This is a genomic window from Pseudomonas sp. Z4-7, assembly GCF_051131965.1.
Lineage (GTDB): Bacteria > Pseudomonadota > Gammaproteobacteria > Pseudomonadales > Pseudomonadaceae > Aquipseudomonas.
In genome coordinates this window covers 4,503,857-4,515,539 of record NZ_CP071642.1, presented here as the reverse complement: position 1 = coordinate 4,515,539, position 11,683 = coordinate 4,503,857, and the positions used below count along the sequence as shown (strand labels likewise).

Below are 11,683 nucleotides of genomic sequence, written 5' to 3'. Positions count from 1 at the left end.
TCATTCCAATAAGCGTCCAAGCCACTCAGGAACATGGAAGATGAGTCACCCCTCGCAGTTCACCTTGCTTCGCACGCGGCGTTTCCTGCCGTTCTTCATCACGCAGTCCCTCGGCGCGTTCAACGACAATATCTTCAAGCAGTCGCTGATCCTCGCCATTCTCTATAAATTGACCATCGAGGGTGATCGCTCGATCTGGGTCAATCTGTGCGCGCTGCTGTTCATCCTGCCGTTCTTCCTGTTCTCGGCGCTGGCGGGCCAGTTCGGCGAAAAGTTCGCCAAGGATGCGTTGATTCGCCTGATCAAGCTTGGCGAAATCGCGATCATGGCGGTCGGCGCGGTGGGTTTCCTGTTTGATCATCTGTGGCTGATGCTGGTGGCGCTGTTCGCCATGGGCACGCACTCGGCGCTGTTCGGGCCGGTGAAGTATTCGATACTGCCGCAAGCCCTGCGCGAGGATGAACTGGTCGGCGGCAACGGCCTGGTGGAGATGGGGACGTTCCTGGCGATCCTTGCCGGCACCATCGGCGCCGGGATCATGATGTCCTCGGCCAATTACGCGCCCGTGGTGTCGGTGGCGATTGTCGGCATCGCCGTGGCCGGCTACCTGGCCAGCCGCGGCATTCCGCGGGCGGCGGCAGCCTCGCCGCAGATGCGCTTGAACTGGAACATTTTCAGCCAGTCCTGGGCGACCCTGAAGCTGGGCCTCGGGCAGACCCCGGCGGTATCCCGCTCGATTGTCGGCAATTCCTGGTTCTGGTTTGTCGGCGCGATCTATCTCACGCAGATTCCGGCCTATGCCAAGGAATGGATGCACGGCGACGAAACCGTCGTGACGCTGATCCTGACGGTGTTTTCGGTGGGGATCGCCCTGGGCTCGATGCTTTGCGAAAGGCTCTCGGGGCGCAAAGTGGAGATCGGCCTGGTGCCGTTCGGTTCGTTCGGGCTGACGGTGTTCGGCTTGCTGTTGTGGTGGCATTCCGGTGGAATCCCCGCCAGCGTCGACGGCCATGGCTGGCTGCAAATTCTAGGTTTCGGCCACGCCTGGCTGGTGCTGATCGATATCCTCGGGCTAGGTATCTTTGGCGGTTTCTACATCGTGCCGCTGTATGCATTGATCCAGTCGCGCACCGTTGAAAACGAGCGGGCGCGAGTGATCGCCGCCAACAACATTCTCAACGCCTTGTTCATGGTGGTCTCGGCGATCGTTTCCATCGTCCTGCTGAGCCTGGCCAAGCTGTCGATCCCGCAGCTGTTCCTGGTGGTGTCGCTGCTGAACATCGGCGTCAACGCCTACATCTTCAAGATCGTCCCCGAGTTCAGCATGCGTTTCATGATCTGGCTGCTCAGCCATTCCATGTACCGCGTGGAGCATCGCAACCTGCAAGCGATCCCGGATGAGGGCGCAGCGTTGCTGGTGTGCAATCACGTATCGTTTGTCGATGCCTTGCTGATTGGTGGCGCGGTGCGTCGGCCGATTCGTTTTGTGATGTACTACAAAATCTACAACCTGCCGATCCTGAACTTCATCTTCCGCACCGCCGGGACCATTCCGATTGCCGGGCGCCAGGAGGATATCCACATCTATGAAAAAGCCTTCAGCCGCATCGCCCAGTACCTTAAGGACGGTGAGCTGGTGTGCATCTTCCCTGAAGGAAAGTTGACCGCCGACGGTGAGATCAACGAGTTCAAGAGCGGGCTGACGCGCATCCTGCAGGAAACCCCGGTGCCGGTGATTCCCTTGGCATTGCAGGGCTTGTGGGGCAGCTTTTTCAGCCGTGATCCGAGCAAGGGACTGTTTCGGCGGTTCTGGTCGCGGGTGACGCTGGTGGCGGGGACGGCGGTGGCGGTCGAGGCGGCGGAGCCGGCGAAATTGCAGGCGTTAGTCGGGGAGTTGCGCGGGGCGGTCAGATAAACCAAAAACCTGTGGGAGCGAGCTTGCTCGCGATGGCCATATACCTGTCGACATTGATGTTGCTGACAGACCGCAATCGCGAGCAAGCTCGCTCCCACAAAGGCATTTGATCTAATGTGGGAGCGAGCCTGCTCGCGAAGGTGTAGTGGCTTAAGCGCTGACCTTGAGCCCGACCAGCCCGGCTATGATCAGCGCAACGCTGGCCAGGCGAATCAGCGCCATCGACTCGCCAAACAGGATGATCCCGGCGATCACCGTGCCCACGGCACCGACCCCGGTCCAGATGGCATAGGCGGTGCCCAGCGGCAGCTCCTTCATCGCCAGGCCGAGCAGGCCGAGGCTGATCGCCATGGCGGCGATTGTCAGTGCGGTAGGGAGCGGGCGGCTGAAGCCGTCGGTGTACTTCAGGCCGACAGCCCAGCCGACTTCGAACAGGCCGGCGAAAAACAGAATGATCCAGGACATCACACACCTCATCGATGGATGGGGTCGTCCCCGGATAAAAACTTCACGGCATTGCGGGGTCGTCCCCACATTGGGCGCAAGAGTGCCCAATGCTGACTATTCGGTCAAGTCCTTCGGTCAGTCCGCGGTTTGTCGGGCGAGCTCTTCGCGGTCCTGTTTTTCGCTCATGCGCCGGAACCAGGTCGAGAGCAGGGCGCCGGAAATGTTGTGCCAGACGCTGAACAGCGCGCTGGGCACTGCCGCCAGCGGCGAAAAGTGCGCGCTGGCCAATGCCGCACCGAGGCCGGAGTTCTGCATACCGACTTCCAGCGACAACGTCTTGCGTTGGGCCAACGGCAACCCGAAAAGGCGACCGGTGAAATACCCCAACAGGTAGCCGAAGCTGTTATGCAGGATCACGATCGCCATGATCAGCAGGCCGGACTCAGCGATCTTTGCTTGGCTGGCTGCCACCACCGCCGCAACGATGATCACGATACTGACCACCGATACCAGCGGCAGCACCTCTACGGCATGACGGACCCGCGCACCCAACAAACGTTGGGCAACGATACCCAGTGCGATGGGCAGCAAGACAATTTGCAGTATCGACCAGAACAATGCCGAGAACGATACCGGTAGCCAGGCCGAGGCCAGCAGCCATATCAGCGTCGGGGTCAGCAGCGGGGCAAGCAGGGTGGTGATGGCGGAAATCGCCACGGCCAGGGCCAGGTCACCGCGGGCGAGCCAGGTCATCACGTTGGAGGATGTGCCGCTCGGGCAGCAACCCACCAGAATCACGCCGACGGCGATTTCGGGCGGCAGGCTGAATACCTGGCAAAGCAGCCATGCTGTCCCCGGCATGATCACGAACTGGGCAATCACCCCCAGGGCCACCCGTCCAGGGCGACGAGCCACTTCGGCAAAGTCTTCCAGCTTCAGTGCCAGGCCCATGCCGAACATCACCAGGCCCAGCAGCGGCACAATGGCGCTTTTGAGACCGATGAACCAGGTCGGCAGAAAGAACGCCACGACGGCGAACAGCAACACCCAGTAAGCGAACGTATTGCCGACGAAGCGGCTCAATGCAGCCAGTGCACGCATGATCTGATCCTTATTATAAAAAACACCGGATACCCGTGTGGGAGCGAGCCTGCTCGCGAAAGCGGGGTGTCAGTCAACATCGCTGTGGCTGTCATACCGCTTTCGCGAGCAGGCTCGCTCCCACAGGGGCTATCCGCTACTTTTAGATCCCTTGCGGAATCTCTTCACCACCCAACGCTTCGACCAGCGCCGGCAGGAACTCGCCGAACGTCAGCATCATCAGGGTGAAGCTGGCGTCCAGTTGGCCGAGGGCTTCGTCGCCGCCGTCCTGTTCCGCCTGGTCTTGCAGCAGGTCTTCGAACTTCAGGCGCTTGACCACCATTTTGTCGTCGAGCACGAAAGACAACTTGTCTTGCCAGGCCAGCGACAGTTGCGTCACCACCTTGCCGGTGTTCAGGTGCAGCTGGATTTCGTCGCTGGTCAGGTCCTGGCGCTTGCAACGGACGATGCCGCCATCTTCATGGGTATCGCGCAGTTCGCATTCGTCCAGCACGAAAAAATCGTCTGCGGCTTTCTGGGTCTTGACCCAGTCGGTCATGATCGCGGTCGGGGCCGTCTTCACTGTCAGCGGGCGCACCGGCAGCGTGCCGATGACTTCGCGCAGGGTCGAAAGCAGGTCTTCGGCGCGTTTCGGGCTGGCCGAGTTGACCAGGATCAGGCCCTGTTTCGGCGCGATCGCGGCGAACGTGGACGAACGGCGGATGAAAGCGCGAGGCAGGAAGGCCTGGATGATTTCATCCTTGATCTGGTCCCGTTCCTTTTTATAGACCTTGCGCATCTGCTCGGCTTCGATCTCTTCGACCTTTTCCTTGACCGCGTCACGGACGACGCTGCCTGGCAGGATGCGTTCTTCCTTGCGTGCGGCAATCAGCAAAAAGTCCTGGCTGACATGCACCAGGGGGGCGTCTTCGCCTTTGCCAAATGGCGCGACGAAACCGTAAGTGGTCAGCTCCTGGCTTGCACAGGGGCGTGCCAGTTTGCTCGCCAGTGCAGTTTCCAACGCCTCGGCATCAACAGGCAGATCTTGGGTCAGGCGATAGATAAGCAGGTTCTTGAACCACATGGGGTGAGTCTCTCCTTTATACAAAGGGGGGCATTATTCTCTTCGCGGCGCCATAGGCCAACCCTTCGCTAAGCCTTTGGAAGGCCTGAAAAAATTAAATTAAAAAGTGCTTGCCAGCTTAGGAAGTGCTCCGTAGAATGCGCGCCACACCGAAAGCGAAGGGTGATTAGCTCAGCCGGGAGAGCGTCTGCCTTACAAGCAGAATGTCGGCGGTTCGATCCCGTCATCACCCACCATTCGCTTCAAGTGTTATGCGCAGCGGTAGTTCAGTCGGTTAGAATACCGGCCTGTCACGCCGGGGGTCGCGGGTTCGAGTCCCGTCCGCTGCGCCATATTCGGTAACCTGGAACACTGAACGCCAGGTCACCACAGAAAGCCCGCTAACGCGGGCTTTTTGCTGTCTGGAGTTTCTGTGGTGCGTGGGAATCACATTTTTTTGCTGGATTTATCAATTAAATCAGCACGTTATAAAAAACTGTGAGAGAATGCGCCCCGCATCGAAAGTGCAGGGTGATTAGCTCAGCCGGGAGAGCGTCTGCCTTACAAGCAGAATGTCGGCGGTTCGATCCCGTCATCACCCACCAGACTTTCAATGTTACGCGCAGCGGTAGTTCAGTCGGTTAGAATACCGGCCTGTCACGCCGGGGGTCGCGGGTTCGAGTCCCGTCCGCTGCGCCATATTTGGTATCTGGAACGCTGAACGCCAGATACCCGCCAGAAGCGGCGCTTTTCCTTTAAGAGATGGAAGGCGCCGTTTTTTTTGCTTTCGATATCTGTCTTTCTCAGTGTGGTGTGTATATCCGTTTCTGCGGTAATGGCCGCTGGCTGTTTCGCTTTTACAGCGACTCACTTTTATGAAGCGTAAAAGTAAGCAAAACGCTTCTGCCCCACCACTCGGCACCTCGCCTAGGCTCGGTGTGCCCTCACTCCGGCATTGCTCCGTGGGCCCGCCGCGAAGGGCCGTCCCTGGCCCAGCGCGGCTACCTCGGCATCCATGCCGAGGTGCCCACTGCGCAATGCCTGCGTTCGGCCAGCGTGGTTAATGGGGCGCCGAAATCAACGTCCACCGCGAGGCGGCCTTAAAGCCGGCCTCGCTCTCCCAGTCGTACTCCGATCCAACTGTGGGAGCGAGCCTGCTCGCGAAAAAGCCGGCACATTCGACATCTTCATCGACCATGCCACCGCCTTCGCGAGCAGGCTCGCTCCCACAGGTGCGTTGTGTCGCCTACAAATCCATGGCCGAACGCGGAGCCAACTGTGGGAGTGGGCTTGCCCACGAAGAGGCCGGCACATCCAACATCTTCATCAACCATGCCACCGTCATCGCGAGCAGGCTCGCTCCCACAGGTGCATTGTGTCGCCTACAGATCCATGGCCGAACGCAGGGCCAATTGTGGGAGCGAGCCTGCTCGCGAATAGGCTGGCACATCCAACATCTTCATCAACCATGCCACCGCCATCGCGAGCAGGCTCGCTCCCACAGGTGTGTTGTGGCGCCTACAAATCCTTGGCCTGACGCAGAGCCAACTGTGGGAGTGGGCTTGCCCACGAAGAGGCCGGCACGTCCAGCATCTTCATCGACCATGCCACCGCCATCGCGAGCAGGATCGCTCCCACAGGTGTGTTGTGGTGCCTGCAAATCCATGGCCGAACGCAGAGCCAACTGTGGGAGTGGGCTTGCCCGCGAAGAGGCCGGCACATCCAACATCTTCATCAACCATGCCACCGCCATCGCGAGCAAGCTCGCTCCCACAGGTGTGTTGTGGCGCCTATAAATCCGTGGCCTGACGCAGAGCCAACTGTGGGAGTGGGCTTGCCCACGAAGAGGCCGGCACGTCCAGCATCTTCATCGACCATGCCACCGCCATCGCGAGCTGGATCGCTCCCACAGGTGTGTTGTGGTGCCTGCAAATCCATGGCCGAACGCAGAGCCAACTGTGGGAGTGGGCTTGCCCGCGAAGAGGCCGGCACACATCCAGCGTCTTCATCAACCATGCCACCGCCTTCGCGAGCAGGCTCGCTCCCACAGGTGTCTCCCACAGGATGAACACGGTCAACCAAAACCAGGTCGGCTCGAAGGCCGCCTCGCGGTGGACGTTGATCTCGGGCGCCCCGTTAACCACGATGGCCGAACGCAGGCATTGTGGAGTGGGCATCCCGGCATGGATGCCGGGATAGCCGCGCTGGGCCAGGGACGGCCCTTCGCGGCGGGCCCACGGAGCAATGCCGGAGTGCGGGCATGCCGAGCCTTAGCGAGGCACCGAGTGGTGGGGCAAAAGCGCTTTGGTTACTTTCACGCTTTTTGAAAGTGACTCGCCGTAAGGGCGAAACCATAAGCAGCCGTTACCGCAGAAACGGATATACACACCACACCACACCACACCCACCACCTACTGCTCAGCATTCCGACTATGCCGATAATCGCTGACCGCCTCATACACCGCTTTACGCAAACGGTTGATACCGCCAATCGGCCGATGCGCCTCGAGCCCAAACCACGGATTGAACGACAGGTTGTCGCAGGCCAGGTTCAGCTTGGGTGTATCGAAATCCTGGGCCGGCACCTTGATCCGCGCCACCGTCTCGAATGGCGCATCGCTTTCCCGCCACTCGATACTGGTGTCTTCGATCGGCATGTATTTGCCCGGGTCCTGACGCTGGATCTGGAGCACAAAACAGGCTGGCACGCGGTCTGTGGATAACTGCTGAGTCAGTGCGCTGCGCAAGAAATTCGGCAGGTCCTGGTTCTGCTTGGGCAGAGTGTAGGCTGGGCAGTTGTCCGGATCCGGCGCGACGCGAAACTTGGCATTGGCCGCGCCGAACTTGTACGGCGATACCGAGAAATAAGTGGTCTGGGTCGGGCTCGCCGGAGGCGGGGAGAGTGTCGCCAGGGCGATGAACAGATGACGGATCTGCCAACTGCGTGGGTCCAGGCTCGGAAAGAAAGCCATCGCCTTTTTTCCGTCAGCCTGGGCCGCCACGTTCTGACGGTATTCGGCGACATCGCTGACAAAGAAGTTCGGATGATTGAACATCACGAAGTCCTGCTCGCCCTGCGATTGCCGGTCAGCGAGCAATTGCTTGCCAGGCACATCCAGCAGCTTGATGGCCATGCCTCGTGCATCGCGCAGGCTGTCGAACTGTGGATAAGCGTTGCCGTTGGACAGGCGGATCGTCGCCTGCCAGGTCTTGCCCGGTTCGGCGAATACGCCCTGGCGCAACGGTGCCGGCAGATCGCCGGGCACCTGGACTTCGGCCATCACGCAGCCGTGGGCCTTGGCATGGGCATCGCGCAGGTAGCGCGTGCCTTCGCGGTGCTGGTCGACGATGCGGATGGCGGTCTGGATGATGTCCTGGGTCATGGCGCTTTCACCGGCCGGTATCTGTTCCCTGTCCGCGACCGGCCCACTGTGTTGCCAGGCGAACCAGGCCGTGGCCACGGCCCAGCCGAGCAGGCCGATGCCCAGCAGCCAGAGGAGCGTCTTGCCCAGAAAGGCGCCGAGGCGCAGCCAGAGCTTTATGAGCATGGTGCAATCCTTTTACCTGAAAGATTCATCATCACAGTTGCGACTCCAGCGGTCCGCCCAGCACCTTCAAGTACTCCAGCAGCGCCCAGCGCTCCTGCGGTTGCAGCAAACGGCCAATGACCCCATTGCCTCGTTCGCCAGCGCGGAATTCATGGCCGCTGTTATGGTTGCCAGTGATGCGGGTGTCGAACAGGAAGGCATTGGCAAACGCTTCGGTGCGATAGCCCAGGTGCCGCGGGTCGTACTCGAAGCTGCCTTTATAAAAGGTGGTCGCCCGCTCGGCCTGCGGCGAGAGCAACTGGTAGATGGTCGGCACCGAGCCGTTGTGCAGGAACGGCGGTGTTGCCCAGACGCCGGCCAATGGCCGGGCCTTGTAGGCGCGTAATTCACGGACGCCGATGGGCAGCCCGAAACCGTCCAGTGCCGGACGTTCCACCGGCGTGACGCCGGCATCCCGGTAAGCGCGGTTTTCGACAAATGCGGTGACGTAGGCCAACCCCTTGGCGACCGAGATCTGGCTGAGGTCCAGCGGCTCTGTCGGGGCAGGGTGCAGTTGCACTTCCAGCTTCGCCAGTTCGGCCGGGTCCCATTGCAGGCTGGTCAGGTTGAAACGGTGATCGGCAATATTGTTCGCGGTGCCCGGGTCCGTGCCGATCACCTTCACTGGCAGCATATGCAACTGTTGCACCGGCCGGTCAGGTCCCTGGACGACTTTGGGCACATGGCAGCCGGCGCAGTTTTCTTCGAACAACGCCTTGCCCTTTGCCGCCAGAGGCTTGTCAATCGAACCCAGCAACGCTTCCGGCCATACGGGTGGCTTGAGCAGTTGCAAGGTCTCTTCGATCTTGTTCAGGTCGCGCACCCGCACGCTGGAAGGGTAGCGCGCATCGCCTTGCAGCGGCTTGCCCTGGGCATCGAAGAAACTCAACGTGGCGCCAACCCCCAGCGCCTCGCCGACGTTGCGGGCCATCGGTTGCTGCGCCGAACCGTTCCACTGTACCCAGTCGAACGTCCACATTTCCCACAACTGTGGGTAATCCACCGGTGCGTTGGCGACCCGGTAGTTTTCTGCCGAAATGGCATCGCCAAAGCTGGCATTGGCGATGCGGCCAAAGGCATCGGTGCGGCCCGGCCCTTCCTCGGTGGGGTAGAGGCCGCGGTGGGTGTCGTTCCAGGCCGTGCGCAGGAACATATTCAGGGAAATCTTGAAGTCCTTGCGCAACTCTTCATGGCGAGCGTCATAGTCATTGCCCAGCACCTGGCGGGCGAAGCGTTCGAATTTCCATGGGTTGTAGTAAGTCGAGGCGAGACTTGCCACCAGTGCCTGTCCGAAACTGCCGCCGCGCAATGTCGGAACAGTCGATGGCAATACGTGTTGGGCCGAGCCGCCATCGATCCGGATCGCCTGGCCCTTGAAATGCAATTCGCCGGTGTGGCAGGCGGCGCAGGTAATGTCGAGGTATTGCTCGTTACTACCGGCGTTCTGGTGTCGGGTGAAGCCCACCGGTAAGTTGCCGGGGTTCAGTGGCGTGGCTTTCTGCGCCGGATCGACCAGAAAACCGAAGCGCGCCAGGTAGTCCGGCGAGGCGAAGCGCTGTTGCGAGAACGGCAATTCAAGCGCGGTGAACCACTCGTAACGCAGGCCTTTGACCTGGGTGCCCTGGGGCGTGAAATAGTAAGTCTGTCGCTCGGCGGCGCTCCATTGGTCCAGGTAGTGCACCTGTTGGACAGGCGTGTAGGCCGGCAGGCGCGGGTTGGCCACGTAATAAAGCACCACGGCCACGACCACGATGACCAGCGCGAGGATCAGCAATAAAAAGCGAGAGAGGAGGCGCACGGTTTACGTCCTTGTTTTTTTAATATGCCCTTATGCCTCAGCGCCGCTTGGCCGGCAAGTGGCCATTACCCCGCGCTACGAGTAGCGGCCGATCTGGCCGTGTATAACAGATGACAGATGCTTCATCTGCCGAGGATCAAAAAGCGTTTGCCGTCCTGAACTTATCATCGCTTTGTGGCTCACATGCCGGTAGCCATTGGTCGTGGCCGCCTGATAAGCTCGCGGCTTTACTCGATTGCCCTTTAGGCGCATGAACAAGGAAATAGCATGAAACAGCATCGGTTGGCGGCGGCGGTAGCCCTGGTTGGCCTGGTACTCGCGGGTTGTGACTCGCAGACCAGCGTAGAGCTGAAAACCCCGGCGCAGAAAGCTTCCTACGGTATTGGCCTGAACATGGGCAAAAGCCTGGCTCAGGAAGGTATGGATGACCTGGACTCCAAAGCAGTTGCCCAGGGCATCGAAGATGCCGTCGGCAAGAAAGAACAGAAGCTGAAAGACGAAGAGCTGGTCGAAGCCTTTGCCGCGCTGCAAAAGCGTGCCGAAGAGCGCATGGCCAAGATGAGTGAAGAGTCGGCAGCCGCCGGCAAGAAATTCCTCGAAGAAAATGGCAAGAAGGCCGGCGTCACCACCACCGCTTCCGGCCTGCAGTACGAAGTGGTCAAGAAGGCCAGCGGCGCGCAGCCTAAGCCGACCGACGTGGTGACTGTTCACTACACCGGCAAGTTGACTAACGGCACTGTGTTCGACAGCTCCGTGGAGCGTGGCAGCCCGATTGACCTGCCGGTCAGCGGTGTGATCCCGGGTTGGGTTGAAGGCCTGCAATTGATGCATGTCGGCGAGAAGTACAAACTGTACATCCCGAGCGACCTGGCCTACGGCGCCCAGAGCCCGAGCCCTGCGATCCCTGCCAACTCGGTCCTGGTATTCGACCTGGAACTGCTGGCAATCAAGGATCCGGCAAAAGAAGGCGCAGCCAAGTAATTGCGCCTGTCTTGATGAAAACGCCTCGCTCATGCGGGGCGTTTTTGTATCTGGCATTCGACGTGGCAAAAAAACCGAACGCGCAGGGCAAGCTACAGTCATAGGCAGTACAGCGCTGTGCTGGATGCGGTCGACCCGTCGGGTAGGTGGTTGCCGTTTATTTATGTGAGTAAAAAACGCCCGATCTAAGCCAGGCCCTTATGAAACGGGGGGCGCAGCGTTGAAATGCAGCTCTGTTCACAAGGTTATCCACAATTTGTGTGGATAACATTTCAGTGGGAGAAAAAATGAAGGCCCCGTGGAATTTCGCGCGATTTCTTCCCCTGGCGGGACGGCTCCTGGCCCGCGGCAGACTGCCCACGCTGCTGTTCGCCGTTGCCAGCAAGGGCGCCCGGGAGGGCGGTCGCCTCGGCAAGCTCAAGGAGGACCTGCGTCTGCTGCAGGCTCTATGCCTGGCTTACTGGCGGGGCGAATACCGCGCCGTCAGTGCCAAATCGATGCTCTCGGTGGTGGCGGGCCTCATGTATTTCCTCAGCCCGCTGGATGCGATTCCGGACTTGCTGCCCATGCTAGGCATGTTCGACGACATTGCGGTGCTGGCCTGGATCATGAAAACCCTCGACGACGAGCTGGGTGCCTTCCGTGCCTGGCGCGAACAGCAGTCGCCGGAGAAACTTGCGCGGGTTGAAAGGCTTCCCGACACCCCGGAACAACTCCAGCTGCAAGGGCCGAAAAAAAGCTGATCTGGCCCGTTTCCCCGCGAGATTTCATCGCCCCGCGACCTTGGCTGCTATTAGGATTACACTTCCAAG

The 11,683-nt window shown here is 60.2% G+C and carries 8 protein-coding genes, 4 tRNA genes and 1 pseudogene; 7 read left to right on the top strand and 6 right to left on the bottom strand.

Translation table 11 applies throughout. From position 1 onward, the window contains the following. The first annotated feature begins 40 nt into the window (after window positions 1-40). Window positions 41-1,915 (top strand): MFS transporter, encoded by a 1,875-nt coding sequence (locus J3P91_RS20215; RefSeq protein WP_434572475.1) that lies wholly within the window; start codon window positions 41-43, stop codon window positions 1,913-1,915. A gap of 150 nt (window positions 1,916-2,065) precedes the next feature. On the opposite strand, the gene sugE is transcribed toward J3P91_RS20215, so the two are convergent. From sugE to rdgC, 3 genes are all read right to left on the bottom strand, one after another. Further along, the gene (sugE, locus tag J3P91_RS20210) at window positions 2,066-2,380 is read right to left on the bottom strand and encodes a quaternary ammonium compound efflux SMR transporter SugE (protein WP_305499474.1); all 315 of its coding nucleotides are present in this window, start codon (window positions 2,378-2,380) and stop codon (window positions 2,066-2,068) included. 117 nt (window positions 2,381-2,497) lie between these two features. After that, a complete protein-coding gene (locus J3P91_RS20205) occupies window positions 2,498-3,463 on the bottom strand; it encodes a bile acid:sodium symporter family protein (protein ID WP_434601534.1) in 966 nt (321 codons plus the stop codon). A gap of 142 nt (window positions 3,464-3,605) precedes the next feature. After that, a complete protein-coding gene (gene rdgC / locus J3P91_RS20200) occupies window positions 3,606-4,526 on the bottom strand; it encodes a recombination-associated protein RdgC (protein WP_305499478.1) in 921 nt (306 codons plus the stop codon). A gap of 160 nt (window positions 4,527-4,686) precedes the next feature. On the opposite strand from rdgC, the gene J3P91_RS20195 reads away from it, so the two are divergent. The 4 genes from J3P91_RS20195 (at window position 4,687) to J3P91_RS20180 (ending at window position 5,204) form a co-directional block, all read left to right on the top strand. After that, window positions 4,687-4,762, top strand: a tRNA-Val gene (locus J3P91_RS20195). Between the two features lie 19 nt (window positions 4,763-4,781). After that, window positions 4,782-4,858: transfer RNA gene (locus tag J3P91_RS20190), tRNA-Asp, on the top strand. 176 nt (window positions 4,859-5,034) lie between these two features. Then, window positions 5,035-5,110 (top strand) — tRNA-Val (locus J3P91_RS20185). A gap of 17 nt (window positions 5,111-5,127) precedes the next feature. Further along, a tRNA-Asp gene (locus J3P91_RS20180) sits at window positions 5,128-5,204 on the top strand. Window positions 5,205-6,604: 1,400 nt separating this feature from the next. On the opposite strand, the pseudogene J3P91_RS20175 reads toward J3P91_RS20180, so the two are convergent. The 3 genes and pseudogenes from J3P91_RS20175 to J3P91_RS20165 form a co-directional block, all read right to left on the bottom strand. After that, window positions 6,605-6,718 (bottom strand): annotated as a pseudogene (locus J3P91_RS20175) (nucleoid-structuring protein H-NS); the annotation flags it as partial. A 198-nt stretch (window positions 6,719-6,916) separates the two neighbouring features. Beyond that, the gene (locus J3P91_RS20170; RefSeq protein WP_434601533.1) at window positions 6,917-8,053 is read right to left on the bottom strand and encodes a catalase family protein; all 1,137 of its coding nucleotides are present in this window, start codon (window positions 8,051-8,053) and stop codon (window positions 6,917-6,919) included. 31 nt (window positions 8,054-8,084) lie between these two features. Beyond that, on the bottom strand, window positions 8,085-9,890 hold the full coding sequence (locus J3P91_RS20165; protein WP_434601532.1) for a di-heme-cytochrome C peroxidase: 1,806 nt from the start codon (window positions 9,888-9,890) through the stop codon (window positions 8,085-8,087). Between the two features lie 267 nt (window positions 9,891-10,157). Here J3P91_RS20165 and J3P91_RS20160 point away from each other — a divergent pair, with 267 nt between their 5' ends. Then, complete coding sequence (locus tag J3P91_RS20160; RefSeq protein ID WP_305499483.1) at window positions 10,158-10,871, top strand: FKBP-type peptidyl-prolyl cis-trans isomerase; 714 nt, start codon at window positions 10,158-10,160, stop codon at window positions 10,869-10,871. 287 nt (window positions 10,872-11,158) lie between these two features. Beyond that, on the top strand, window positions 11,159-11,614 hold the full coding sequence (locus J3P91_RS20155) for a YkvA family protein (protein ID WP_434572484.1): 456 nt from the start codon (window positions 11,159-11,161) through the stop codon (window positions 11,612-11,614). The last annotated feature ends 69 nt before the right edge of the window (window positions 11,615-11,683 follow it).

Coding starts and splice junctions, on each gene's coding strand:
- sugE (WP_305499474.1), bottom strand. CDS start 2,380: ATGTCCTGGATCATTCTGTTTTTCGCCGGCCTGTTCGAAGTCGGCTGG.
- J3P91_RS20160 (WP_305499483.1), top strand. CDS start 10,158: ATGAAACAGCATCGGTTGGCGGCGGCGGTAGCCCTGGTTGGCCTGGTA.
- J3P91_RS20205 (WP_434601534.1), bottom strand. CDS start 3,463: ATGCGTGCACTGGCTGCATTGAGCCGCTTCGTCGGCAATACGTTCGCT.
- J3P91_RS20215 (WP_434572475.1), top strand. CDS start 41: ATGAGTCACCCCTCGCAGTTCACCTTGCTTCGCACGCGGCGTTTCCTG.
- J3P91_RS20155 (WP_434572484.1), top strand. CDS start 11,159: ATGAAGGCCCCGTGGAATTTCGCGCGATTTCTTCCCCTGGCGGGACGG.
- rdgC (WP_305499478.1), bottom strand. CDS start 4,526: ATGTGGTTCAAGAACCTGCTTATCTATCGCCTGACCCAAGATCTGCCT.
- J3P91_RS20170 (WP_434601533.1), bottom strand. CDS start 8,053: ATGCTCATAAAGCTCTGGCTGCGCCTCGGCGCCTTTCTGGGCAAGACG.